The organism is Candidatus Sulfidibacterium hydrothermale, assembly GCF_020149915.1.
Lineage (GTDB): Bacteria > Bacteroidota > Bacteroidia > Bacteroidales > F082 > Sulfidibacterium > Sulfidibacterium hydrothermale.
Genome location: NZ_CP083760.1, coordinates 98933 through 124228, shown reverse-complemented (window position 1 = coordinate 124228; position 25296 = coordinate 98933). Strand labels below are relative to the sequence as shown.

Sequence of the window (25296 nt, the reverse complement as noted above, 5' to 3'; positions counted from 1 at the left end):
TTTAATTTATCATTTCCCGTCCGTTGCCGTACGGGTTAGGTATTGGCACCTTTTCCGCCTGTGGCGGAAGGTTGCCAGAGCTTCACAGAGCCTAATCTCTCCACCCTTCTTTATAAATCAAAAGCCTCACCGAACAGGAGGGATTTGAAATATGCGGCAAAGATACACTTTTTTCTTTTTGAACTTTTTGTGTTCCGGCGGACAAATGGGCGTTCCGGGATAAAACTTTTTGGAGTTACCCCGTTTTTCAATGAAATTGCTATTTTCGTTCCCGAAAGCAAACAGGTGTTATGGATATTGAAATGTATTTTGAACCGCTGGAGAAATCGGTGATTACCGTTACCGGCTCTGCTGACAATTTTTTTGTGGCTGATTTGATCAAACCGTTTACCCGGGAGTCTGGTTTTCCGGATTTGTCCGATGTGAATATTGCCCTTGTGGGCGTGTTGGAAGATCGCAAAGCCCTGAAAAATAAAGGTTGTGCCAAGGCTCCGGATAAAATCAGATCCCAGTTGTATCCTTTGTTATCCCACTGGAATCATTTAAAAATAGCTGATTTGGGAAATATTAAACAAGGAAATTCCATTGAAGACACCTATTTTGCCGTAAAAGAAGTAACGGCTTCGCTAATCCGGAAAAATATCCTTACCATAATTATTGGCGGAAGCCAGGATTTAACGTATGCCAACTACCTGGCGTATGAAAATATCGGACGGGTGATTAATATTGCGGCAATGGACGCAGTTTTTGATTTAGGACAGGATGAAGAAGAGTTGAATGCCCGGTCGTATCTGAGTCGTATCATCATGCATCAGCCCAATTTTCTGTTTAATTATACGAATATTGGTTATCAGAGTTATTTCGTCAATCGTGATGCATTGCAGCTGATGAAAAATCTTTTCTTCGAGATCAACAGGCTGGGAAATGTACGTGCTGATATCAGCGAAACGGAACCGATGGTTCGTAATGCGGATATGATGAGCATTGATATTTCTGCCATTCGTGCTGCCGATGCCCCGGGGAGCTATTATGCCGGTCCCAACGGATTGAATGGAGAAGAAGCCTGCCGTATTTGCCGCTATGCCGGTATGAATGATAAGCTGACCAGTATCGGGTTTTATGAATATAATCCGGATTACGATCACCGGGAACTGACAGCTCAACTGACTGCACAGATGATTTGGTATTTTCTGGACGGAGTGGCCAATCGTCAAAATGATATTCCGCATAAAAACAGTAAGGATTTTATCCGGTTTCGTGTATACCTCGACGATTATAAAGAGGAGCTTTTCTTTTTAAAAAGTAAAAAAACCGACCGGTGGTGGATAGAAATTCCTGTGGAAAGTAAAACCGGAAAAGGAACCTTGAAGTATCCTTATACCCCCTGTTCGTATGCCGATTACCAACAAGCCCTGAATCAGGAGTTGCCGGATCGCTGGTGGCGGCTACAGCAAAAGCTGATGTAGGAATAACGGTTTGAAGTTTAGGTGAATAAAAATATCCAAGGAAAGATTTTTACTTTTTAAAAGTATTTATTAATTCCGGGTAAAATTGCTTTTTTACTTAAGTAAAAAGAATTTTAAGTCGTTTTCTGTTCCTTTCTTGTCTCGTCAAGAAAGGAACCAAAGAAGACGACCGAAACGAATGCTTCTTCCTGCTCTGCCGAAAAGCAACATCTCCGGCAAAAGGGTCTCTTGCTCATCGCAAGAGAAATGCAAGCACTTTTGCACGATGCTGTAAGCTTTTCGGCATTCACCCTCTCGCTGGCCCGCCGTTTCGGTAGCCTGCCCATAGCTTATGTGTCATTTAACCTTTGAGAAAAAACAAACCCGCGAAAGTTGAACGATTAAAAAAGCCTAAATACTGTTCTGAAATAATAATTCTTCTGTTGTAATTTGTTCCCCTCCTGGGAGGGGCAGGGGTGGGTTCTATCTTTTTTGTTCTTGCTCTTCAATCCACAGTTCAATGGTTCTTAAAACATTGGGCATATCTTTTCGTACCTCATGATCATCAAATCGTAAAAAACGGACCCCCATTTTTTCTAATTTCTGCTGCCGTATTTCATCCTTAACAAGAACATCTTCAAAGTCATGGCTGATACCGTCGATTTCAATGGCAAGCATTAAATCTTTACAGTAAAAGTCGACAATGTAGTTGTCAATAGGCCGTTGTCGGTCAAAATCATATCCTTTCATTTTCTTTTGCTTGAGTTCATTCCAAAGAAGAACTTCTGAGAAAGTCATGTTTTTTCGTAAAGCTTTGGCCAATCCTTTTAGCCGTGGATTGTATGGTAATATTTTCCGGCGCATTTTCTTGTGTGTTTGACCCACCCCTACACCCCTCCCGGGAGGGGATTTATTTGGTAAAAATATTCAGTTTATGCGAAAAATTTGAAAAATTTCACCTGTTTTTTTACTGTACCAGTAGGTTACATCCCCGTACATCACTGTTGTCAAATCGTCCCAGCACTTCGAAAGAACCGGAAGAGACGATTTTTCCCAAATCTTGTGTGGCAATAAAAGAACAGCTGTAAAGATTGGCTAGGTCAATCACATTAATTCCTCCGCTTTTTCCTTGTGGTACAACATCCAGTGGGTCGTTGGTGTCGCGAATAAGAATTTTCATCCACGGAGGCGTTTGAAAAAGTCCGTTCCCTTTGGAATAAGCTTGTGATAACAATTCGGTCATTCCGTATTCCGAATAAATACGGGGTACCCCAAAAGCCTTTTTCAAAATCCCGTGTAGTTCTTCGCGTACCATTTCGCGGCGCTTTCCTTTCATGCCACCGGTTTCTATAATGATAAGTTCGGGATAATGCACCGGAAACTGTTCTGCCAAATCCAGCAAAGCATAGGTAACTCCCAATAAAAGAACTTTTTTGTTTTGCTTTTTTAAAGCGGTTAAATGACGGGCCAGGCGTTGATAATCGTGCAAATAAAAACCACTTTCACGGTGTTGGCTTTTTTGAATCAGTTGCTGGGTCATATAGACCAATGATGAACCGGTCCGTTCCAGATAAGAAGGCAACAGGGCCAAAAAGACATATTCTTCCGGGTTCCCAAAGAACAGCTGAAATCCTTTCATCAGGCTTTCTTCGTAAAGGGATAGTTTTTTTACCGGATGCCGGCTGGTGGTCGTGTCGGTGGTTCCACTGCTTTCAAAAACAGCTTCCGGAGTAAATGTTCCGCAAACGACCTGGTGGGTTTTAAAAAATTCGATGGGGAGAAAAGGAATATTCCGGTAGTGATCAATGGGTGACGGATCGATCCCCAAAGCATCGACAAATTGCCGGTAAACCGGATTGTAAACATACTGAAACCGGAAAACGGAAAGCGCAGTACGGTTAAAATCCGCTTCTGTATGAAGGGAAAAGATTTTTTTTTCGATACTTTCCGGTTTCTGCATGAATGAAAAATTGTATTTTTACCCGGTGATGAAAACAGGGGCAAAAATAGGACTTATTCTGCTTTTACCGGCATTGTTGTGTATGGTTTCCTGCCAAAACAAAGAAGACTATCCTATTATTCCCCAAATTCATTTCAGCCGTTTTTTGCTGGAAGTGGATACGGCTGCCCATGTGGCCCGGCGTGGCGTGCTGGAATTTACCTTCGAAGATGGTGATGGCGATATCGGATTGCCGGCCAATTATTTGCAGCCTCCGTTTGATCCCGGTAGTAAATATTATTATAATCTGATTATCAAATATTTTGAAAAACAAAACGGGAAATTTGTGGAGGTGCCGTTGCTGTCGTGGAACCCGGATTCCGGACGGTATGATACCATTACGTTTAATGCCCGTATTCCCTGGCTGACTCCGGATCTGGGGGATAAATCCATTTCGGGAACCATTCAGGATACCCTGTTTCTGGATAATCCGTTGTCGGATTATGATACGATCATGTTTACCTTTTTCATTTACGACCGGGCTTTGCATAAGAGTAACGTGGATTCTACCCCTCCCATTGTCAGGCGATTTCCTTGAATTTTTCACATTTTTTTCTTTCCAAGGGCTATACAAAACAAAATTTTTTTACATTTGTGCTTGACAAAACCAAAATATTGAGTACTTTTGGTACTCAATTAGTGAATGGTGAGTAGTGAATAGTGAATAGTGAATAGAGCTGTTTACTTTTGATCATTCAACAATTATAAAAACCGGTCCCTCTATGAATCACAAGGATTTGGATGTGTGGAAATCAGCGCTGCAGCTGACAGAGGATTTTTATAAGAAAACGGTTGATTTTCCAAAGCATGAGCAGTTTGGAATTGTTTCCCAACTCCGGAGGGCCGCTGTTTCTGTCCCCACCAATATTGCCGAGGGAGCGGCAAGAAATGGAGATAAAGAATTTATTCAATTTCTTTATATTTCATTGGGTTCTTTGGCTGAATTGGAAACGTTAATTATTTTATCACATAAAGTCGGGTATTTAGATGATGCAAACCACGATGATTTACTTTCATCAATTACCCAATGTTCAAAATTAACTTATGGTTTAATTAAATATTTAAAAAGCAAAGAATAGTCTATTCACTATTCTCCAATCACTATATTCCATGCTTGAAGCGTTAATTACATCGAAAACCCGTTTGAAACTACTGCTCAAATTTTTTCTGAACAGTGATACCACGGCTTATTTGCGTTCGCTGGAACCGGAATTTGGAGAGTCTACCAATGCCATTCGTCAGGAACTCAACCGTTTTGAAGAAGCCGGATTGTTGTCGGCAGATAAGAAAGGGAATAAAAAATTATACCATGCAAATACCCGGCATCCACTCTTTCCAGAAATTCATAATTTACTCATTAAGTATGTGGGCATTGACCAGGTGATGGATAAGGTGGTTAAAAAGCTGGGTAACCTTGAGAAAGTATATCTTGTAGGAGAACTGGCCAAAGGCAAGGATTCGCCCATCATGGATTTATGGTTTGTGGGGGATGTGGATAAAAATTATTTACTGGAGCTGGTGGATAAAGCAGAAGAAGTTCTTCAGCGTAAGTTGCGGTATATTATAGTTAACGACAAAGAGCTTCAGCATTTTCTGAAGACAAAAGATAAAAACGAGCTGCTTTTGCTTTGGGAAAAGTAAGCTTGGTTTAAATAATAAAATACTGATATACAGTTCGTTCGCCCCTGGTGGATGGGACTTAGGAGGCGGAAGCGTGTCTTGGAAGAAAGATTGAATGGAAGAATGGATGGGAGATTAGGGCCCTGATAATAAAAAAGGTACAGTAATAAACATCTTTCTAATGGATATTGATAATAACAAAAACATCAATCGCGGCTACCGCAAGTTAAATGTCTGGCAGGAAGCTGTTGAAATGTATGTTTTTGTTTGTAATGTCTTAAAAAATTTTCCTTATGACTTAAAAAAACCGGCTTCTAATACCATAGATGCCAGCTTAAGTATCCAAAGAAATATTGCTGAAGGATATTGTAGAAAGTCAATTAAGGAATATTTAAATTTTCTCAATTACAGCCTTGGATCTTGTGGTGAACTTTACAGTACATTTTTCAGTTTTAAAGAAGCGGGACAAATAAGCGAAGCAGATTTTAAGGAATTTGATAAACGGCATTACAGTTTAGAAAACAAACTGATTAACTTAATTCGTTCAATTCAACGGAAAGAAACAAGAAAAGGTTGGCAAAACAAGCTGTAGGTATTGATTGACACAAAACTTTCAACATTTCACCCCCATCCAATCTTCCACTCATCCATCTTTCCCCCCTTTCATTCAAAGCACATGGTCAAAAAATATAAATAAAACATGAACTTAAAAGAAAATTTACTCCGTAAAATAGCTCGCGATGAAGAAACCGTAGGAATTATCGGACTGGGCTATGTAGGACTGCCGCTGGCAGTGAATTTTGCCGAAGCCGGCGTAAAAGTCATCGGCTTTGATAAAAGTACCGAAAAAGTTAATAAGATAAATAAGGGTGATAACTACATTAAAGACATCCGCGATGCCGTACTGCGTGAGGTAGTGGATAAAGTGACACTGGAAGCCACCACCGATTTTAGCCGCATGAAAGATTGCGATGCCCTGATTATCTGTGTTCCCACACCCTTGGACAAATTCCGTAAACCGGATATGAGCTACATCGAAAGCGCCTGTATGGATATCGGCCGGAATATGAAATCTGGTACGTTTATCAGCCTGGAAAGTACGACCTATCCCACGACGACGGAAAATTTCATGTTGCCGATTATTGAGCACGAAAGCGGCATGAAACACAACAAAGACTTCTGGCTGGCCTATTCTCCCGAACGGGTGGACCCGGGCAACAAAAATTTCCACACCCGCAATACCCCTAAAGTAATGGGTGCGTTATCGCCGGAAGGAATGGAAATCGGGAAAGCACTGTATCAAAAAGCTATTGATAATATCCATCCGGTTTCTTCACCCCGGGTGGCAGAAATGGTAAAGATTCTCGAAAACACCTATCGTTTGGTGAACATCAGTCTGATTAATGAGCTGGCCCTGCTTTCCGGCAAGATGCATATTAATATCTGGGAAGTCATTGAAGCGGCCAAAACCAAACCTTTCGGTTTTCAGGCTTTTTATCCCGGTCCGGGTATCGGCGGTCATTGTATTCCGTTGGATCCATTTTACCTCGAGCACATCGCCAAACAGTACGATTTTGATTTGAGTATGATTCACACCGCCGGTCACATTAATATGCGCATGCCGCATTACATGTACATAAAAATAGCCACAGCCCTCAACAGCCAGAAAAAAGCGGTCAACGGTAGCAATATCTTGTTTCTTGGCGTAGCTTACAAACCGAACATTGACGATGAACGGGAATCTCCGGCGCTGGAAATTATGGATATCACAGCCCACAAAGGGGGACAGGTTTTTTATCATGATCCTTATATTCCGAAAGTACATACCGGAGAAGGCCGGACTTTTAATTCGGTTAATTTAACCCGGGAAACACTCGAAAGTGCCGATGTAGTCGTATTGACAACCAACCATAAAGATTTTGATGTGGAGTTTATTCAACAACAGGCCAAACTTGTAGTTGACCTTCGCAATATGATTAAAGATAAAACGGATAAAGTATTCAAATTATAAAAGTTTTGTATTTTATGAATTATCTCAAAAATGCCCCTTACAAAGGGATTAAAAGGCTATAAACGCCAAACGCTGAACACAAAACCTATGAACGCTTTACTTGATTGTGGGTTTGATGAATATGGCGAAGGGAAAAACGAATAAGGTTTTTAAATTATAAACGTTCAGTGTTCTGTGTTTAGCGTTAAAGTGTTTAGGAGAATATCTGTTTTCAGAAATGAAAATTAACAATTTTGAAGATTTAGAAGTTTGGCAGGAAGCCAGAAAACTTGCAAAGTTTGTTTTTCAAATTACATCCAAAGAGCCATTTGTTAAAGATTATAGATTTCGTGATCAGATAAGAGCTGCAGCAGGATCAATAATGGATAATTTGGCTGAAGGTTTTGGTAGAGATGGGAACAAAGAGTTCAGTAATTTTCTTTCAATAGCCAAGGGATCAAATGAAGAAGTAAGGTCTCAATCGTATCGTGCATTTGATTACGAATATATTTCAGAAGAAGTATTAAAAGAACTTTTAGAAAGAACGGATAAATTGTCCCGAAAGATTAAACGTTTTATGAATTATCTCAAAAACTCCCCTTACAAAGGGACTAAATTTAGGCTATAAACGCAAAACGTTGAACACAAAACCTATGAATGCTTTATTTGATTGTTGACTTACGGAATATGATCAGGGAAAAACCAGACAACGTGTTTAAATTATAATATGAATTTTTTCAAACACGACTATCATCCTGAACGGAGCGAAGCGTAGTGAAGGATCTCAAAAAAATACAGAAAAAAGAGGCCTTTCTCTGAAAAATGTGAAAGTTTAAAGTAAAAAGGTAAAAGTAACGAACGATAGTAACGAAATTGCGAAGTGGCGAGGGGACGAACGCCAAACGCTGAACGCAAAACAAATGAAAAATGATAAGCAGGATTACATACCATGAATCGGGTATTTTTCACTTTTCATTCTTCACTAAAAAACGCTAAATCCTAGACTCGAAACCAGCAACTAGTAACCAGTAACAAAAAACACAATTGTCCTTAAACCAAATCATAGTAACTCTTGTTATTCTCTTTCTGATCGTTTCTTTATACAAGAATCTGTTCGGTCCGGGGTTTACGTTTATTATTGGGATTAGTATACTTGGGATTTTCCGGATCTTAACTCCTGAAGAAATGCTCAAAGGATTTGCCAATGAGCAACTAGCCGTTATCATTTTGTTATTACTTATTGGAGAAGTCATTCGAAAATCAACGTTAATTGACAACCTGTTTGACCGGTTTTTCCGCAGGACATTTTCTTATAAAAAATTTATTTTTAAACTTATTTTTCCTGTTTCTGCCCTGTCCGCTTTTATTAACAATACGCCGCTAGTGGCCATTATGATGCCTTACGTGCACAACTGGGGAAAACGAAACAATATTGCCCCATCGAAATTACTTATCCCACTTTCCTACGCAGCGATCCTTGGCGGAACAGCCTCTTTGATTGGGACATCCACTAACCTTGTTGTTAATGGAATGGTGGCCGACCAGTCGCTTTTCCCGGCTTTTAAATCACTGGATATTTTTGATTTTACTCCGGTAGGTGTGGTGATGATTCTTCTTGGCGGACTTTATCTGGTCTTTTTTTCGGATAAGTTACTTCCAGATAAAGGGGATGTGATGGATAACATCGAAGAAAAATCCAGAGAATATATTGTGGAGATGAAAGTGGCAAAAGGTTCCCAATATCATAACAAAACCATTGAAGGTGCCCGGTTGCGAAACCTGAAAGGATTATTTTTAGTGGAAATTATTCGCGAAGACAGAACGTTATCTCCGGTAACTCCGCAGACCATGATTTTTGAAGAAGATCTTTTGATTTTTGCCGGAAATACCGAAACGATTGCCGATATGGTGGAAAATAATAAAACACTTCAACCTTCGCAATTGGGCATGTTTGCTAAGAGAAACAAAACAGAGCTGGTAGAAGTGGTCGTATCACCTAATTCCGGGTTGATAGGGAAAACCGTTAAAGAAAGTAATTTCCGTGGACGTTTTGACGCGGCAATTATTGCCGTTCACCGGAATGGAGAAAAAATCAGGGGGAAAATAGGCGATGTGAAATTATCTGCCGGGGACTTGCTTTTACTGATAGCCGGTAAAGATTTTGAAAAACGTACTCAGGACTCCAAAGACTTTTATATGCTCAACAATATCCGGAGTATTGAAAAAATGCCTGTACGTCAAAGTTTACTTATTGTAGGCGGGCTTTTGGTTTCTATCGTACTCTCATCATTGCACTGGGTGCCGTTGTTCAACTCATTGCTTGTTTTTATGGTGCTTTTACTGTTGACAAAAGTAGCTTCTCCTCGTGAGCTGTATAAAGCCATTAATTATAACCTGATTTTGATCATTGCTCTTTCTCTGGCGTTGGGAACAGCCATGATTAAAACCGGCATTGCTGCCGGTGTTTCCAATGTTTTCATAGAGTTGTTAAAACCATATGGCATTGTTACCCTTTTTATCGGCATATTTTTAATAACTAATTTGTTGGCGGCTATTATTACAAACATTGCTTCGGTAGCCATTATTTTTCCGATCGCTATGAGTTTGGCTGCCCAACTGGGCACCAATCCAAAGCCGTTTGCTTTGTTGGTGGCTTTTGCCGGGGCGGCCAGCTTTATTACCCCCATCGGATATCAGACCAACTTGATGGTTTACGGACCGGGAGGATATAATTTTAAAGATTTTTTCCGGATCGGACTTCCTATGACCCTTTTATTTATGCTGGTTGCTGTATTGGGGTTGGTTTTGCAGTTTGGGCTGAAGATTAATTGAGAATGTTCATTGTTGTCCTGCTAATAAAAACTAAAGGGATAAAAAGTATGTGTATTTTAAGCTGGCTATTTTTCTGTCCGTTCAATGCTGAGCAGCCATTGGGCCGAAAAAGGAGGATGCGCTGCGTGAGCATCTTGGACTATTAATGCCGAAATATGAAAAAGAGACTCTCACACCGTCCTATCACAGAAACCCTACCTTTGACTCAGAGTTAAACGACAGAGAAACTTTACGCTTTTTACTTGAAAAATACTAAAACAACAAACAGAAATCCCAAATAAGAAACGTAGAAGTTCTATTTTTTCTCTCATTTGTCGTCCTGAACGTAGTGAAGGATCTAAAACAACAATAGAAGTGTTTTTTTAAGTGAGATTCTTCACTCGCTTCCTGCAGCCCTACTCACACCGTTCAGAATGACATAAAAATAATACTAACTCCAAAACACTGTTCCCAAAAACTATGGATAAAAATTTTCTCTCAACAATAATCTCCGCATCATTAGATGCCGGCAAATCCATCCTCGAAATCTATAAAACAGATTTTAATGTGGAATATAAAAGCGATAGTTCCCCATTGACACAAGCGGACAAAAGCGCTAACGAAGTGATCATGTCTTATCTGAAAAAAACCAGAATTCCCGTATTGAGCGAAGAAGGACGCAACATTCCTTATTCCGAACGAAAAAACTGGAAAAGACTCTGGATTGTGGATCCGCTGGATGGTACCAAAGAGTTTGTGAAGAAAAATGGCGAGTTTACAGTAAATATAGCACTTGTGGAAAATCAGGTTCCGGTAATGGGGGTGGTATATGCCCCGGTTTTGGATATTTTATACGTTGGAGATCGCAAAGAGGGAGCTTATAAAATAGAACAAGCCGGTAAAAAACAAGATATAAATAAAGAATTAAAAGAAGAAAATAGGATTCCTAAAAAGAACCCGAAAAATTATTTTGGTATTGTGGCCAGTCGTTCACACTTAACAAAAGAAACCGAAGATTTTATTAAAAAATTAGAAAAAGCGCATTCTAATGTAAAAATAGTTTCTAAAGGGAGTTCGCTGAAACTCTGCATGGTTGCTGAAGGTGAAGCGGATATTTATCCCCGTTTTGCCCCGACTTCCGAATGGGATACGGCTGCCGGTGATGCCATTGTCCGTGCCGCCGGAGGGAAAGTTCTTATTGCCAACACCAATGAACCTTTAGTATACAATAAGGAAGATATTTTAAACCCGTGGTTTGTTGTGACGAAATAATTTGTCTCGAGGATCAGGGTTAAAGGTTAAAGTGGAAAGGTTAAAATGGGGGCTGGGATAAAAAATAATTGAGAAAATTAAAAAAAATGCAGTCGGATAATAATAACTTATCACAACGTTTATTTGAGTTTTCAATCCAAATAATATCTTTGGTAAGAGAATTCCCAAAAGGGAAAGAATATGATATAATTAGCTATCAGCTGATAAAATCTGCCACATCCAGCGGTGCAAACTATTCACCCTGTCAAATTGTGTCAAATTATGGATGATTTCTTTTTTGTCTACGTTTTATTAAGTGAAAAAGATAATAAGTTCTACACAGGGTATACTTCAAATTTGATACAACGAATGAATGAACATTTTAAAGGGCAGGTCAGTTCAACAAAAAACAGAAGGCCATTAAAGCTAATTTATTATGAAGCATGTTTGTCACAAAAAGATGCGCTTCGTCGTGAGAAATATCTAAAAACTTTTTATGGGAAAATGTTCTTAAGGAATAGACTAAAAACATTCTTAAATTCTAATAATAAAAGTTGATTCATTCGTATTTGACAGGGTAAAGAGGCACAAGGAGCTGTTTCGAAAGCTGATTTTTCGAATAAAATCGGTATTGCGTTAAAAGAAATGCGGGAGTCCAACTATTGGATTCGTTTGGTTATTGCAATTACAGATAACTATAACGAATGGCTTGCACAACGTGACGAGTCAAATGAACTTATGAAAATTCTTGGTAGCATCTATTCTAAAACATCCAAAAAACGTTAACTCCTTTAACCTTTATCCTTTGAATTTTATCCTTTACCTCCCCTTTAACCTTTGAACTTTTTACATCATGAATAAAAACAATATCCACACCGTCTTCGACAAAATCAAAGACCGCCGCGAAAAAGAAATCTATTTAAAACAACGCGCCAAAGTCATTTGGTTTACCGGTCTTTCCGGTTCCGGCAAAACTACCCTGGCCAGTCTGTTGGAAAAAAGATTGTTCGAGTTGAATTATTTCTGCCAGATACTTGATGGCGACAATGTGCGCTCCGGAATCAATAAAAACCTGCAATTTACCGATGAAGACCGGATAGAAAACATCCGGCGGATTGCGGAAGTTTCCAAACTGTTCATGAATTGTGGCATTATTCTTTTGTGTTCTTTTATCAGCCCGACTAACCAAATGCGAAAAATGGCCAAAGAGATTATAGGTGAGGAGGATTTCCTGGAGATATTTGTGGATACGCCGCTGGAAGTTTGTGAACAACGCGATCCGAAAGGTTTGTATAAAAAAGCCCGGACCGGTGAGATCAAAAATTTTACCGGCATCTCTGCTCCGTTTGAAGCACCCCAAAAACCTTTTTTAAGAGTAGATAACACCCACCCTGATATCGACAGAACAGTACAGCATATGCTCAAAAAGATATTGCCGGAAATTAAGTTTGATCCGCTTAAAGTACTGTAATACAAAAAATACCCTATGCAAACTTATTCTATCAACAATCTGCGTGAATTAGAAGCCGAATCCATTCATATCATCCGCGAAGTTGCTGCTGAATTTGAAAACCCGGTGATGTTGTATTCCATCGGAAAAGATTCTTCAGTGATGGTGCGGTTGGCCGAAAAAGCTTTTTATCCCGGAAAGGTGCCTTTCCCTTTGATGCATATCGATTCCAAGTGGAAATTTCGCGAGATGATCGAATTCAGAGATAATTACGCTAAAGAAAAAGGATGGGATTTAATTGTTTACTACAACAAAGAAGGGTATGAAGCCGGTATCGGTCCGTTTACGCACGGATCAAAAGTACATACCGATGTGATGAAGACACAGGCTTTGTTGCAGGCACTCGACAAATACAAATTTGATGCGGCTTTTGGGGGCGCCCGGCGCGACGAAGAAAAATCAAGGGCTAAAGAACGCATTTACTCTTTCCGCGATAAATACCACCAATGGGACCCCAAAAATCAGCGCCCTGAGCTGTGGGATATCTACAATGCCAAAGTGCACAAAGGCGAATCCATCCGGGTTTTCCCTATCTCAAACTGGACAGAACTGGATATCTGGCAGTACATCCGGCTCGAAAACATCCCCATCGTTCCGCTTTATTATGCCAAAGAACGGCCGGTGGTCAATGTGGACGGCAACTGGATTATGGTGGACGATGACCGCATGCCGGAAGAATTACGCAAAAAAGCGGTGATGAAAAAAGTACGGTTTCGTACGCTCGGCTGCTATCCGCTTACCGGCGCCATCGAATCGGAAGCCGACACCATCGAAAAAATTGTGGAAGAGATGATGACCGTTTCGGTATCAGAACGCACCACCCGCGTCATCGACTTCGACCAGGAAGCCAGTATGGAACAGAAAAAAAGAGAAGGTTATTTTTAAGTTTTATTGACAGTAAAATGTTGAACGACAACTAACGCATGGATATCAGAGAATTCCTTGACCAGGACCAGAAAAAAGATTTATTACGATTACTTACTGCCGGTTCGGTGGACGACGGCAAATCAACCCTTATCGGACGGTTGTTGTTCGACAGTAAAAAGCTGTACGAAGACCAGCTTTCGGCTTTAAAACGCGACAGCAAACGGGTAGGCCATGCCGGCGAAGAAATCGACTATGCCCTGCTGCTCGACGGCCTGAAAGCCGAACGCGAACAAGGTATCACCATCGATGTGGCTTACCGCTATTTTTCCACCGCCAAGCGGAAATTTATCATTGCCGACACCCCCGGCCACGAGCAATATACCCGCAACATGATTACCGGTGGTTCCACGGCCAATCTCGCTATTTTGCTGGCCGATGCCCGCAAAGGAGTGATCACCCAGACCAAACGGCATACTTTTCTGGTTTCACTGTTGGGTATTAAACACGTGGTACTGGCTGTGAACAAAATGGACCTGGTGGATTACAAACAGGAAGTTTTCGACCGTATTGTGGAAGATTACAAACGGTTTATCACCCAGCTGGATGTACCAGATGTAACCTTTATTCCGCTTTCGGCCCTGAAAGGCGATAACGTGGTGGAGGTGTCAGACAAAATGCCCTGGTATCACGGCCAAAGCATGCTCGAATTTTTGGAAACCGTGCATGTGAGCAGCGACCGCAATTTTGAAGATTTTCGTTATCCGGTGCAGTATGTCATCCGTCCCGACCTGAAATACCGCGGATTTGCCGGGAAAATGGCTTCGGGCGTGGTACGTAAAGGTGATGAGGTGATGGTACTGCCTTCCGGGAAAAAATCTAAGGTAAAAACCATTACCACGTACGACGGCGATCTGGACTATGCTTTTCCACCGCAGAGTATCAGCCTGACACTCGAGGACGAAATTGATATTTCGCGCGGCAACATGCTGGTACATCCGGATAACCTGCCCCAGGTGAGCCGTCACTTTGAAGCCATGCTGGTGTGGATGGACGAAAAGCCCATGAATCCATTTACCCAATTTTACATCAAACACAACACGCACAGCACCAAAGCCAAGATTGATCAAATCCGTTACCGGGTAGATGTCAACACGCTGGAGCACCAGACTATTGACCATTTTGAGCTGAACGAAATCGGCCGGGTAGTCATCACCACGGTAGAACCGCTTTATTTTGATGCTTACAAAAAGAACCGGCAAACCGGTGCTTTTATTCTGATTGATCCGATCACCCACAACACAGTAGCTGTGGGCATGATGCTGGATAAACTCAGCAGCGATAAACGCTCCGGCTTTATTACCGAAAAAGAACGCGAACACATTATCCGAGAAGGTAGTCTTATTTCTACCGAAGAACGTGAAAAACGATACGGACAAAAAGGGGCCACCATTTGGATTACCGGACTTCATGGTAGTGGCAAGAATGAATTAGCTTATGCTTTGGAGCGCGAATTGTTCAACCGGGGAAAAATTGTAGTGGTTTTTGACGGTAAATCGGTACGGGCAGGCCTGTCCAAAGAACTGGATTACTCCCCCGCCGATCGTGTCGAATATTTACGTAAAATTGCGCATATCGCCAAACAACTAAACGACCAAGGAATTATTGTTATTTGCTCTTTCATTTCACCTCGGGAAAATATCCGAAAGCAGATAAAGAAAATAATAGGCGAGGACAAATTCAAACTAGTTTATATTGATGCAGATGTGGAATACTGTAGAAAGAACGATAAATATGGTTTGTATAAAATGGCTGAAGAAGGAAAATTAAGTAATTTGGCAGGAGTTGATGAGAAATATGATGTTCCAGAAAAAGCAGACATAATAATTTCACCTGAAAAAATGGATGTTTTTGATGTTGTTGAAAAGGTGATATAACCAGCAAAAAACAAAGGGTAAATTATACTGGAAGTTTTGTCTCTTTTAAAATATGTACCCCCCGTCTGTGACAGTAGATAATATCAATCCCAATCTTAAGAAAGGATAAGAAAAATGTTTAAAATTTAAAAAACATTATATTTTTCGATACTAAAAGAAAAAATCAAATAAGGTGCTAAAAAAATCAAAATATCTATTAAAAAAACTTGATATTCACACTTCAGAAGTATTGAGGAAATCATTTACCTCTACAATAATTAAAATAGTGGGGATGATTGCCGGGTTAACTGTAAGTATTTTTCTTGGAAGAACAATTGGCGCTGAAGGAATTGGTATTATTAATTTAAGTAATCGTATTATAAATATTCTAATAATCATTAGCTTATTAGGAATGCGTCAAGTCATAATTAAAGAAGTAGCTATTGCACATAACCATAAAAACTGGAAACACATTGGCGATGTAATGTATTCCTCATATTTTTTAAATGGAATAATAGCAATTGTATTATCATTGCTTTTAATTTTACTGGCACCATGGATAGCAGCGAAAATATTTAATAAACCTCAATTAACTTACCCATTAATTATTTTTTTAATTGTACTTACCCCGCAGGTTTTTTCACGAATTTTTTCAGCTGGGTTAATTGGGTTTAGAAAAATATGGCAGAGCATCTTGGTTGATCAGACATTAAGTATTACAATAACCGGCATTTTACTTTTACTGTTTTGGTTACTAAAATTTAAAATTAACATAATTACAGTTGCTATAGTTTATGCAATAGGTAGATTAGTAGTCACATTAACTATAGGGTTATATTGGAATAAAGTTTGTGAGTGTAATAAGAAAAAACGACTTATTGTAAGAAAATTAACTAAAACTTCAATACCTCTCTTTTTTGTTGCTATTACTGGTGTTATTCAAAATAATGGCGACATCTTAATTCTTGGGTATTTTGGCAGTGTAAAAGAAGTTGGTTTATTTTCTGTTGCTGCTAGACTTGCACTTATGACGAGTTTCATTTTGCAAATAACCAATGCCGCAGTAGCTCCAAAAATTGCAGCGTTGTATGAAAAAAACAAAATTAAAGAACTGGAAAAAATGATTCAGCAGACAACTAAAGGGTTGTTTATTATTGGTTTATTACCTTTATTAATATTTCTATTATTTGGGAGAAATATTTTATCATTATGGGGAAAAGAATTTGAAGATGCTTATGCAATTTTAATAATTTTAGGAATAGCTCAATTTATTAATATTGCCTCAGGAGCTGTTGGATTAATTTTAGTAATGACAGGAAATGAAATTATCAGAAGTAAAATATCATATTTTACATTGGCACTAAACATTTTGTTGTTATTTATTCTGACAAAATTTTATGGTGTATATGGTGCTGCAATTGCAACAGCTTTTACTATTACTATTCTAAATGTAATCAATATAGTATTTGTAAGAAAAAAAACAGGAATAGTAGCAATACCATATATTAGTTAATTTTACGTAACTATTTGGGATTAAATTTATTATTGTTTGTATTTTTCTATTTTAATAAAATGAAAAGGATACACATTATTGGCTCTGGTCCAAGAACAGGTACAACTTTACTTGCAGAAGCAATGGTTGCATGTTATGAAATTGACAATTATGTTGAACACGAAGCTAGAATTTTTAAAGATGAGCCTTTAACTGGAAATATTTTTTTAACAAAATACCCAGCAGATTATTATGCAGTTAATTTACCATTAATGCTTAATCCGGATTTATATGTAATTTGCATTATAAGAGACCCTAGAGATGCTATTATTAGCAAACATGGTTCTAGACAGGATATTTATTGGGCAGGGTTACGATATTGGAAACTATTTGTAAAGTATTATGATAAGCTTAGAAAACATAAGAGATTCATTTTAATAAAATATGAAGATTTGGTTTCAAAACCGGATGAAATACAAGAATTAATTGAAAAACAAATTCCATTTTTAAAAAGGAAAGCAAAATTTAGTGAATATCATTTAGTTGCAAAACCTAATAAAAAAGCTTTATCTGCTTTAAAGGGAGTTAGACCGATATTACCTAATGGGATTGGCGTATGGAAAGCAGATTTATCAAGAGTGGTAGGTCAAGTTATTTTACATGGTAATATATCTGACGATTTGATTAAGTTTGGATACGAACCAGATAAATCTTGGGAAAACATTTTAGAAAATATTAATCCAAACTTTGGTGAAAGTTTTTGGCCAGAATATTTCACAACATTTGATCTATTAAAACGTAAATCAGGAGAATATAGAGAATTGATAAATATATTTTTAAGGAAACTTGGGATTAATCCTCTTTTAATTAAAAATACGATCAAAAAAATAATAAAAAATAATGCGCTTAGGTTTTGTTGGTGACATTTGCCCGGCATCAATTGAAGGAGACTTTGTTTTTTCAAATGATGTTTTATCTGATTTTTTAAAATCAGATATTTTAGAACAATTAAGGTCGTCTGACTATAATATTGGTAACTTAGAATGTCCTTTTACAAACTCAAACAAAAAAATAAAGAAAATCGGCCCTTCTATAAAAGCTAATTTTGAATCTATAGGGCTTTTGAATAAAGCAAAAATAAATATTGTTTCTTTAGCAAATAATCATATTAAAGATTTTGATGGTCAAGGAATAGATGATACCATTAATATTTGTAGTAAAAATAATATCTTAACATTTGGTGCAGGAACATCTAGAAATAAAATAAGAAACAATATCACTATTGAAAGTGGGAATAAAAAAATAGGAATAATTTCTTATGCTGAAAATGAGTTTAATGAAAACATTAATGAAGTTGGTACGAGTAATACCTATCATGTGCTGCGTCAAATACTATCATTAAAAGAAGAAAATGTCGATTATATAATAATTTTTGCCCATGGTGGCAATGAGCATTTTCACTACCCATCTCCTGAAAAACAACAATTATATCGTTTTTTTATTGATATTGGTGCTAATTTAGTAGTAGGGCATCATCCTCATTGTATTCAAGGGATGGAAATCTATAAAGAATCGCCAATTTTTTATAGTTTAGGTAATTTCTTTTTTCCCTCTACAAGAGGATTTGAGCAAGCACATATTGGATTTTATTTGTTATTAGAAATAAATGAAAGAGGATTGAATTATAAAACGATACCATATAAGCAAAATAAAAATAACTATAGAATAAATATTTTATCTAATAAAGAAAAAAAACAATTCCTTGATTTCTTTGACTATATTTCTAAAATTATTTTGGACAAAGATCAATATGAAAAAAAATGGAAAGAATTTATTCGCAAAAAACAAAATAGCTATTTAAAATCATTACTTCCTGTCAATAAATATGTTTTTGCTTTGTTAAAGCGGACAGGTTTTATTAATTATATTTTCAATGAAAGTTTTCTTATGTCCTTACTAAATAATATCAGATGTGAATCTCACAGAGAAAATCTTATAGAAATTATAAAACTAAATCTTTACAAAGATGATTAACATCTTTTTAAAAATAAAATCTATCTTTCACTTCTTTTCGTTGTACTTAGGGGTTTTACTCAAACCTCAAAACAGGTATGTTTATAAAAAGTATCGTGCAATAATTAAGTTATCAAAACAAAGTGAAAAGAAACAAATAGATGCTCTGCTTAAACATGTTAATGAAATATTAAACTATGCTAATAAACATACTGTTTATTATTACAATATATTTAAAAAAGCTAATTGGGTTAAATCTAAAAACGATAAAATAGAATTAAAAAGTCTATCTGAGATTGAAAATTTACCTATTTTAACAAAAACAATTATAAGAGAGAATTTTGACGATCTTACTTCAGACGAATCAGAGCTGTTAAACTCTTACATAAACAGTTCGGGAGGTTCAACAGGTGAAAAAGCCATGTTTTTACAACATGAATTGTTTAAAAGAAATCATACTGCAAATTTTTTATTTTTTTTAAGGCAAATTGGTATAAAACCATGGCAAAAGCATGTGTTTTTAATTTGGGGGGCTTCTCAAGACATTGGCAGGCCAACTTTACCCAAAAATCTATTTAAGCATTTCATTAAAAATAATACTATAACCATGAATTCAAGCTCTTTGACTAAAAAAGAAATGAAAGAATGTGTTTACATATTAAATAAAATCAAGTTTGATTATATTCGAGGTTATTCACAAAGCTTGTATAATGTTGCCCTTTACATTAATAAAAACAATATCAAAATAAAACCACAGAACAAAATAATTTCTACGGCAACATTATTAACAAAAGAAATGAGGTTTGAAATTGAAAAAGCTTTTTCTTGTGAGGTTTATGATTTTTATGGTAGCAGGGAAGTAGGGGCTATATCTTTTGAAGATAAAAGTCATCAATTTTGGAATGTACTTATTAATAATAATCTGGTTGAGATTGTGGGTAATAACAAAAGAAAGATATGTAAAAGAAAAAATGGGAAAATGCTTTTGACCACCCTGAATAATTATGCAATGCCATTAATACGATACGATATTGGAGATACAGCTAAAATAATTAATGATAAAGTTTGTTTCGATTATCTGCATTATCAAGAGTTGACAGGAAGAACAGCTAGTAATCTATATAAAAAAAATGGAGATATAATTGATGGAACTTTTTTAACCACAATTTTTAATTCTATAGAAGATATTGAGCAGTTTCAAATTATTCAACATGATTATGAAAATATAGAGTTTCTTATTAAAACAACTAATTTTAATAAAATTAGCAATGATAAGAAACTAATAATTGAAGATAATTTTAAAAAAATGTTTGGGAGTGATTGTAAACTAAACTGGACGTATGTTGAAAACACTCCAAGAACAGAGTCAGGTAAACATTTGTACGTGATTTCGAATATTAGAAAAGATAATTGTTTAAATTAAAATGAAAATTGTTTTCTTAATTTACAGTTATTACAAGTATTTGATTGGAGGTTCTGAACACCAAGCATTTATACTTGCAAAAAATTTGGTAAAAAGAGGGTATGAGGTTCATTATATTTTTGTTAACTCCACCAATGACGACGTTCCTTATGAAGATGATGGGATTATATTACATCCTTTAAAGTTATTGAAGAAAAACAAATGGTTTGGGAACCCTCTGTTTTCTTACAGAAAACAAATTAATAAAAAATTAAAATTAATTAACCCTGATTTTATATACCACCGTAACTTGATGCCATTTTTAGGAATAGCCTGTAAATATTGCAAAAAACACAGATGTAAAGTTATCTGGCATATTGCTTCAAAAACAGATGTGGAAAAGTACAGTTTAAAGTTGACCCCCTCCTTGCTTGTAAATTATCTAAATAAAAAGCTAATAAATTTCGGAATACTAAATACTGATATGATCATCACCCAAGAGAACTATCATAATGAACAATTACTATTAAACTATAATAAAAGTAATACTATTTTAATAAATAAATTTTTTCCTGTTCCAAATTACGAGATTAAAAAAAAAGATAAGCCGATATCAGTAGTTTGGATAGCAAATATAAAACCTATTAAACAGTTGGAAAAATTTATTGAACTAGCAAGGAAATATGAAAGTCAGGAAGATATATTATTTAAAGTTATTGGAAAATTACCAGATAAAAAGACTAAATATGGTAAGTTTATTTTAAAAAAAATAAGTAGTTCAAAAAACTTATTCGTTCTTGGGAAACTACACCCAGATGAAGTAAATAACGTTTTAGCAAATTCGCATATTTTTGTAAATACAAGTTTGTTGGAAGGGGGTGTTCCTGTTACATTTATTCAAGCTTGGCTTAATGAAGTTCCTGTGTTGAGCTTGAATGTGAATCCTGATAATGTTTTCAATAAATATAAAGTAGGTTATTATTGTAATACTATTGATGTAATGACACAAAAATTAGATTTACTAATTAATAACAAAACTCTTCGAAAAGAAATGGGAAAGTCTGCAAAGTCATATTGTATTAAGTACTTTTCAATGGAAAATATTGATCTTATTGAAAAGTTATTATTGAAATAAAATTTCAGACATTATGAAAACATTAATAAATATATGTGGGACTGGTAGAAGTGGCAGCACAATGTTAGATTTAATGTTGGGAAATGATAAGGATGCTTTTTCATTAGGAGAAATACACGCTTGGTATCGTCCATATCGAAACCACCATTTTAAAATTAAATGTTCTTGTGGAATGGACCCATGTCCAGTATTAACAAAAATAATTTATAGTAATGAATCAAATTTTCATAAAGAAGCTTTTGAAAAACTACAAGTTGATTGGTTAATTGATTCATCAAAAAGTATAAATTGGGTAATTGACAATAATTTATGGTTATCAAATACAGATATTAAAGTTTGGAATTTACTCCTATATAAGAATATTTATGATTACATTTTTTCCATCTGGAAGCGAGGTGGGAAAATAGAAGATGCTATAAAAAAATATACTAATTATTACTATAAATTTTTTGATGCAAACTTATCTTTCATTTCTATTAATTATGACGAGCTGGTTCAAAACCCCAAATTATTATTAATAAAGATATCAAAATTAACAGGTTTGCCATATTACAATGGAAAAGAAAAGTTTTGGGAGAAACAGCACCATTTTGCATTTGGAAGTTACGGAATTAGAAAACAAACTGAAAAAAAGAAATCAGAAATAAAGCCCACCAAATATTCACAAGAATATTTAGAATTAATCCCAAAGATTAAAGCAAAAATTAAAAATAATAATAATAATAAACTTAATTACATCCAAACAAGAATAAATAAATACAATATTAATACGGGGGACTATTACAATGGGCACCCAGAGAAAAAACTTTGGTATTATCAGCATAATGTTAAATATTATTTAAAAAAGTATTTTCCCGATAAGTGGGAATTTGATCAATAATCAATATGGTAAATAAAAAAAAGAAAATTTTATTCATCGATAAAAGGTCCTTTGGGACATTAATTGACGGGCTAAAATATTGTGAATATTTAAGTAGTGATTTTGAAATAACCTATTTGTGTTTAAATTCGGTTGATAACCCATATAGGTCAGCCAGTATTAATATTGTAACTATAAATAATAACTATGGTAAGTTAAAAACAATTATTAAACTAATTCAAAAAACAAACTCATTGTTATCTAAAGAAAAGTTTGATATAATTTTTATCTTTTATTTTCAATTTTCTTCACTTATAAAGTTATTCTCATATAAAAAAAATTGTAATTATATACTTGATTTGAGAACAGGACCTATTTATAAGAATGTGTTTAAAAGAGTATTCTTTTTCTATTTATTGAAAACAGAAACATTTTTTTTTAAAAATGTTACAATAATATCTGAATGCTTATCTAAAAAATTAGGATTAAGAACTAAAAAAACACATATATTACCTCTTGGTTCTGATAAATTTGTGGAAAAGAAAGGTTCAAATGTAAATTCAATGAATTTATTATATGTTGGCATTTTAAATCAAAGGCATATTTATAAAACTGTTTATGGGTTAAAAAAATTCTTTACTGAATATGGAGGGGAAATTTCAATTACGTATGATATTGTTGGACCCGGTAATTCTAAAGAAATTCAAAAAATTAAGCAAGCTGTTAATGTTACAAAGCTAGAAAATATTATTACTCTCCATGGTAAAATACCTCATTATAAACTGATGTCTTTTTTTGTGAAAAACAATATTGGAGTATCTTTTATACCAAAAACTGAATACTTTGAATGCCAACCTCCAACAAAAACGTTTGAATATATTAACTCTGGCTTATTTTGTATAGCAACCTCCACACTTGAAAATAAAAAGTTAATTAATAATGATAATGGGATTTTATGTGAAGATACTCCAGAATCATTTTACGAAGCACTGGTTTCCACATTTAAGAGATTAGACAAAATAAAGCCGCAGACTATCAGTAAAACATTGTCTGATTATTCTTGGGAAAACATTATTAATAAAAACTTAAAAAAATACTTAAATTCTTTTTCTTAGTAGTTTTTCTAAAATAATGAAATTAAAAAAAGATATTATAAATAATAAGACAAATTTAAAGAGTTTGTTATTATTAACTTCTTTTCGAACAACATCTTTTTTGTGTAGTAAAACAAATAATATAATAATTAACATTATCATTTTTATCCCGCAACTCATCGTAAGAATTTTATATAGAGTTCTTTTTAATTGGCTATTGACATTTGATGTTAGAGAAGGTACAAAAATAGGGGGAGGTCTTAAAATTTTTCACGGGCATGGTATAGTTATTAATGAAAATGCAATTCTAGGTAGCAATATTACCCTAAGACATAATATAACTATTGGTAATAAAAAAAAGGGAGGTGCATCACCTGTAATTGGTAATAATGTGGATATTGGTTGTGGTGTTATTATACTGGGTGAAATTACTGTTGGAAATAATGTTATTATTGGTGCAGGGTCAGTTATTACTAAAAATATTCCCGACAACTCAATTGTTGTTGGGAATCCTGCTAAAATAATAAAATCAATTGAAACAAATGTAAAAAATAATAAATAATGAGTCAATTGTTTAACAAGCTTAATTATTATATTGTATTAATGCTTCTTTATATTAGTATGACCCCCTTTTTACTACAAATATCTTTTGGGATTAATGATCGAGTTGTTAGATTAATTATAGACGGCTTAATTATTATTTTATTTTTAATTAACCTGAAAAAGAAGCCTGTTAAAATTGAGTATTTTAGATTTTTAGTTTTTCTTTATTTCTTTATTTCTTTAATTTCTTTTATTTTATCTGGAGAGTCTCTTTTATTATATTTATTGTTTCTTAGAAGAACCTTAATTCCCTTTTTATTACTTTTTTCATTACTAAAACTTAACAATTCTCATAGTTTTTTTCAGAAATTTTGGAAACATCTACAAATACTAATTATCGTACAATTAATTGCTGCTTTCCTAAAAGTTTATTTGGTGGGAATGACTGAAAATTACATAGGTACAATGTCTGTTGATAGCGGTTCAGTTTCTGCTATTTTTCCCTTATTTGCATTGACATTGTATTTTTCTAAATATTATCCCGAGAAGAATAATAAACTAATCATTTATATTGTTTTATTAACTCTTTTTGGTTTATCCGGTAGTAAACGAGCGATCTTGGTATTTATTCCAAGTGTTTTAATCGTTAATGTTTATTTTTTTAATCGTTATTTATTATCCAAGAAAATAAGAATTGTTCGTTTTTTACAATTCTTAGTATTGGGTTTAATAACAATCTATCTGATAGTGGTTATTAATCCAAGTCTAAATAAACAGAATAAAGTAGGAGGGAGTTTTGATATTAGCTATGTAGCGGAATATATTTTTGATTACGAAACTAGAAATGTTTCAGTGGATAAGATACAAAGAACGGGAAGGATTAGTGTTTTCCCTCTGGTTATAGATTTTTTTGAGAAAAGAGAGATTAAAGATTTTTTATTTGGAATTGGCCCGGGTTCTATAATAAAAACAAAATTAATAAAAGGTCATGCAAATGTATTACAATATAAATTTAATTTGGGATATGGATCTAGAACAGGTATGTTTTGGGTATTATTTCAAACTGGAATATTTGGCATGATTGTGTGGATATTTATTCAGTTGAGTTTGTTCAATCATATAAAAAAAAGAATTTCACAGTTAGATAAGAACTTCAAAAAATTAGGGATAACAGCATTAGTATTTGTAATTATCTATTTTCTTGATTTTTTTACTTATAGTAGTGTAACAATAACTACACCTTCAATGGTGTTTTTATATTACTCTATTATTGGTTTGACTATTAGTGCTAAAGATGAGATGTTCAAACATTTAACAACTCGATATAAAAGACGGTATTAACTCTATTTAAC

The 25296-nt window shown here is 35.2% G+C and carries 25 protein-coding genes, 1 pseudogene and 1 riboswitch; of the genes and pseudogenes, 24 read left to right on the top strand and 2 right to left on the bottom strand.

Going from position 1 to position 25296, the window contains the following annotated elements; translation table 11 throughout:
- Window positions 1–3: 3 nt before the first annotated feature.
- Window positions 4–119, bottom strand: a riboswitch (SAM riboswitch).
- Window positions 120–290: 171 nt separating this feature from the next.
- Window positions 291–1466 carry a formimidoylglutamase gene (locus tag LA303_RS00515; RefSeq protein WP_240525987.1) on the top strand — a complete coding sequence of 392 codons (1176 nt, stop codon included), beginning with the start codon at window positions 291–293 and terminating at the stop codon, window positions 1464–1466.
- A gap of 462 nt (window positions 1467–1928) precedes the next feature.
- Here LA303_RS00515 and LA303_RS00510 read toward each other — a convergent pair whose 3' ends face one another.
- On the bottom strand, window positions 1929–2309 hold the full coding sequence (locus LA303_RS00510; protein WP_240525986.1) for an endonuclease domain-containing protein: 381 nt from the start codon (window positions 2307–2309) through the stop codon (window positions 1929–1931).
- Between the two features lie 103 nt (window positions 2310–2412).
- Entirely contained in the window at window positions 2413–3405 is a 993-nt protein-coding gene (locus LA303_RS00505) for a LuxE/PaaK family acyltransferase (RefSeq protein ID WP_240525985.1), read from the bottom strand.
- Here LA303_RS00505 and LA303_RS00500 point away from each other — a divergent pair.
- From LA303_RS00500 to LA303_RS00390, 23 genes and pseudogenes are all read left to right on the top strand, one after another.
- Window positions 3404–3982, top strand: a complete 579-nt coding sequence (locus LA303_RS00500; RefSeq protein WP_240525984.1) for a hypothetical protein — start codon at window positions 3404–3406, stop codon at window positions 3980–3982. The genes LA303_RS00505 and LA303_RS00500 overlap by 2 nt on opposite strands.
- 184 nt (window positions 3983–4166) lie before the next feature.
- Entirely contained in the window at window positions 4167–4523 is a 357-nt protein-coding gene (locus LA303_RS00495) for a four helix bundle protein (protein WP_240525983.1), read from the top strand.
- Window positions 4524–4554: 31 nt separating this feature from the next.
- Window positions 4555–5085 (top strand): ArsR family transcriptional regulator, encoded by a 531-nt coding sequence (locus LA303_RS00490; RefSeq protein ID WP_240525982.1) that lies wholly within the window; start codon window positions 4555–4557, stop codon window positions 5083–5085.
- A 160-nt stretch (window positions 5086–5245) separates the two neighbouring features.
- Window positions 5246–5656 (top strand): four helix bundle protein, encoded by a 411-nt coding sequence (locus LA303_RS00485; RefSeq protein ID WP_240525981.1) that lies wholly within the window; start codon window positions 5246–5248, stop codon window positions 5654–5656.
- A gap of 108 nt (window positions 5657–5764) precedes the next feature.
- A complete protein-coding gene (locus LA303_RS00480) occupies window positions 5765–7075 on the top strand; it encodes a nucleotide sugar dehydrogenase (protein ID WP_240525980.1) in 1311 nt (436 codons plus the stop codon).
- A 217-nt stretch (window positions 7076–7292) separates the two neighbouring features.
- Entirely contained in the window at window positions 7293–7682 is a 390-nt protein-coding gene (locus LA303_RS00475; protein ID WP_240525979.1) for a four helix bundle protein, read from the top strand.
- A gap of 416 nt (window positions 7683–8098) precedes the next feature.
- The gene (locus LA303_RS00470) at window positions 8099–9886 is read left to right on the top strand and encodes an SLC13 family permease (RefSeq protein WP_262901522.1); all 1788 of its coding nucleotides are present in this window, start codon (window positions 8099–8101) and stop codon (window positions 9884–9886) included.
- Between the two features lie 459 nt (window positions 9887–10345).
- Complete coding sequence (cysQ, locus tag LA303_RS00465) at window positions 10346–11137, top strand: 3'(2'),5'-bisphosphate nucleotidase CysQ (RefSeq protein ID WP_240525977.1); 792 nt, start codon at window positions 10346–10348, stop codon at window positions 11135–11137.
- 86 nt (window positions 11138–11223) lie between these two features.
- Window positions 11224–11406 carry a four helix bundle protein gene (locus LA303_RS13560; protein WP_240527153.1) on the top strand — a complete coding sequence of 61 codons (183 nt, stop codon included), beginning with the start codon at window positions 11224–11226 and terminating at the stop codon, window positions 11404–11406.
- Window positions 11399–11674: a GIY-YIG nuclease family protein gene (locus LA303_RS13555; protein ID WP_240525976.1), complete on the top strand. Its 276-nt coding sequence runs from the start codon at window positions 11399–11401 to the stop codon at window positions 11672–11674. Before LA303_RS13560 ends, LA303_RS13555 begins: the two co-directional genes overlap by 8 nt.
- 33 nt (window positions 11675–11707) lie before the next feature.
- A pseudogene (locus LA303_RS13550) lies at window positions 11708–11902 on the top strand (four helix bundle protein); the annotation flags it as partial.
- 67 nt (window positions 11903–11969) lie between these two features.
- Entirely contained in the window at window positions 11970–12587 is a 618-nt protein-coding gene (gene cysC, locus LA303_RS00445; RefSeq protein WP_240525975.1) for an adenylyl-sulfate kinase, read from the top strand.
- Between the two features lie 15 nt (window positions 12588–12602).
- A complete protein-coding gene (gene cysD / locus LA303_RS00440) occupies window positions 12603–13511 on the top strand; it encodes a sulfate adenylyltransferase subunit CysD (RefSeq protein ID WP_240525974.1) in 909 nt (302 codons plus the stop codon).
- A gap of 38 nt (window positions 13512–13549) precedes the next feature.
- Window positions 13550–15427: a sulfate adenylyltransferase subunit CysN gene (gene cysN / locus LA303_RS00435; RefSeq protein ID WP_240525973.1), complete on the top strand. Its 1878-nt coding sequence runs from the start codon at window positions 13550–13552 to the stop codon at window positions 15425–15427.
- Window positions 15428–15599: 172 nt separating this feature from the next.
- Window positions 15600–16919 (top strand): oligosaccharide flippase family protein, encoded by a 1320-nt coding sequence (locus LA303_RS00430; RefSeq protein WP_240525972.1) that lies wholly within the window; start codon window positions 15600–15602, stop codon window positions 16917–16919.
- Between the two features lie 59 nt (window positions 16920–16978).
- Window positions 16979–17821, top strand: coding sequence for a sulfotransferase family protein (locus LA303_RS00425; protein WP_240525971.1), 843 nt, complete (start codon window positions 16979–16981; stop codon window positions 17819–17821).
- Complete coding sequence (locus LA303_RS00420) at window positions 17799–18932, top strand: CapA family protein (RefSeq protein WP_240525970.1); 1134 nt, start codon at window positions 17799–17801, stop codon at window positions 18930–18932. Before LA303_RS00425 ends, LA303_RS00420 begins: the two co-directional genes overlap by 23 nt.
- Complete coding sequence (locus LA303_RS00415; RefSeq protein ID WP_240525969.1) at window positions 18925–20334, top strand: phenylacetate--CoA ligase family protein; 1410 nt, start codon at window positions 18925–18927, stop codon at window positions 20332–20334. Before LA303_RS00420 ends, LA303_RS00415 begins: the two co-directional genes overlap by 8 nt.
- A 1-nt stretch (window position 20335) precedes the next feature.
- Entirely contained in the window at window positions 20336–21448 is a 1113-nt protein-coding gene (locus tag LA303_RS00410) for a glycosyltransferase family 4 protein (RefSeq protein ID WP_240525968.1), read from the top strand.
- 13 nt (window positions 21449–21461) lie between these two features.
- Window positions 21462–22328 (top strand): sulfotransferase, encoded by an 867-nt coding sequence (locus tag LA303_RS00405; protein ID WP_240525967.1) that lies wholly within the window; start codon window positions 21462–21464, stop codon window positions 22326–22328.
- Between the two features lie 5 nt (window positions 22329–22333).
- A complete protein-coding gene (locus LA303_RS00400) occupies window positions 22334–23422 on the top strand; it encodes a glycosyltransferase (protein ID WP_240525966.1) in 1089 nt (362 codons plus the stop codon).
- A gap of 16 nt (window positions 23423–23438) precedes the next feature.
- Entirely contained in the window at window positions 23439–23963 is a 525-nt protein-coding gene (locus LA303_RS00395) for a serine O-acetyltransferase (RefSeq protein WP_240525965.1), read from the top strand.
- Window positions 23963–25285, top strand: a complete 1323-nt coding sequence (locus LA303_RS00390; RefSeq protein ID WP_240525964.1) for a hypothetical protein — start codon at window positions 23963–23965, stop codon at window positions 25283–25285. The genes LA303_RS00395 and LA303_RS00390 overlap by 1 nt, the downstream gene beginning before the upstream one ends.
- Window positions 25286–25296: the final 11 nt, after the last annotated feature.

Excerpts from the sequence above, each read along its gene's own strand:
- LA303_RS00485 (WP_240525981.1), top strand. The coding sequence starts at position 5,246 with ATGGATATTGATAATAACAAAAACATCAATCGCGGCTACCGCAAGTTA.
- LA303_RS00410 (WP_240525968.1), top strand. The coding sequence starts at position 20,336 with ATGAAAATTGTTTTCTTAATTTACAGTTATTACAAGTATTTGATTGGA.
- LA303_RS00515 (WP_240525987.1), top strand. The coding sequence starts at position 291 with ATGGATATTGAAATGTATTTTGAACCGCTGGAGAAATCGGTGATTACC.
- LA303_RS00395 (WP_240525965.1), top strand. The coding sequence starts at position 23,439 with ATGAAATTAAAAAAAGATATTATAAATAATAAGACAAATTTAAAGAGT.
- LA303_RS00405 (WP_240525967.1), top strand. The coding sequence starts at position 21,462 with ATGAAAACATTAATAAATATATGTGGGACTGGTAGAAGTGGCAGCACA.
- LA303_RS00495 (WP_240525983.1), top strand. The coding sequence starts at position 4,167 with ATGAATCACAAGGATTTGGATGTGTGGAAATCAGCGCTGCAGCTGACA.
- LA303_RS00425 (WP_240525971.1), top strand. The coding sequence starts at position 16,979 with ATGAAAAGGATACACATTATTGGCTCTGGTCCAAGAACAGGTACAACT.
- LA303_RS00480 (WP_240525980.1), top strand. The coding sequence starts at position 5,765 with ATGAACTTAAAAGAAAATTTACTCCGTAAAATAGCTCGCGATGAAGAA.
- cysQ (WP_240525977.1), top strand. The coding sequence starts at position 10,346 with ATGGATAAAAATTTTCTCTCAACAATAATCTCCGCATCATTAGATGCC.
- LA303_RS13555 (WP_240525976.1), top strand. The coding sequence starts at position 11,399 with ATGGATGATTTCTTTTTTGTCTACGTTTTATTAAGTGAAAAAGATAAT.
- LA303_RS00475 (WP_240525979.1), top strand. The coding sequence starts at position 7,293 with ATGAAAATTAACAATTTTGAAGATTTAGAAGTTTGGCAGGAAGCCAGA.
- LA303_RS00400 (WP_240525966.1), top strand. The coding sequence starts at position 22,334 with ATGGTAAATAAAAAAAAGAAAATTTTATTCATCGATAAAAGGTCCTTT.
- LA303_RS00505 (WP_240525985.1), bottom strand. The coding sequence starts at position 3,405 with ATGCAGAAACCGGAAAGTATCGAAAAAAAAATCTTTTCCCTTCATACA.
- LA303_RS00415 (WP_240525969.1), top strand. The coding sequence starts at position 18,925 with ATGATTAACATCTTTTTAAAAATAAAATCTATCTTTCACTTCTTTTCG.
- LA303_RS00390 (WP_240525964.1), top strand. The coding sequence starts at position 23,963 with ATGAGTCAATTGTTTAACAAGCTTAATTATTATATTGTATTAATGCTT.
- cysN (WP_240525973.1), top strand. The coding sequence starts at position 13,550 with ATGGATATCAGAGAATTCCTTGACCAGGACCAGAAAAAAGATTTATTA.
- LA303_RS00420 (WP_240525970.1), top strand. The coding sequence starts at position 17,799 with ATGCGCTTAGGTTTTGTTGGTGACATTTGCCCGGCATCAATTGAAGGA.
- LA303_RS00500 (WP_240525984.1), top strand. The coding sequence starts at position 3,404 with ATGAATGAAAAATTGTATTTTTACCCGGTGATGAAAACAGGGGCAAAA.
- cysC (WP_240525975.1), top strand. The coding sequence starts at position 11,970 with ATGAATAAAAACAATATCCACACCGTCTTCGACAAAATCAAAGACCGC.
- LA303_RS00510 (WP_240525986.1), bottom strand. The coding sequence starts at position 2,309 with ATGCGCCGGAAAATATTACCATACAATCCACGGCTAAAAGGATTGGCC.
- LA303_RS00490 (WP_240525982.1), top strand. The coding sequence starts at position 4,555 with ATGCTTGAAGCGTTAATTACATCGAAAACCCGTTTGAAACTACTGCTC.
- LA303_RS13560 (WP_240527153.1), top strand. The coding sequence starts at position 11,224 with ATGCAGTCGGATAATAATAACTTATCACAACGTTTATTTGAGTTTTCA.
- cysD (WP_240525974.1), top strand. The coding sequence starts at position 12,603 with ATGCAAACTTATTCTATCAACAATCTGCGTGAATTAGAAGCCGAATCC.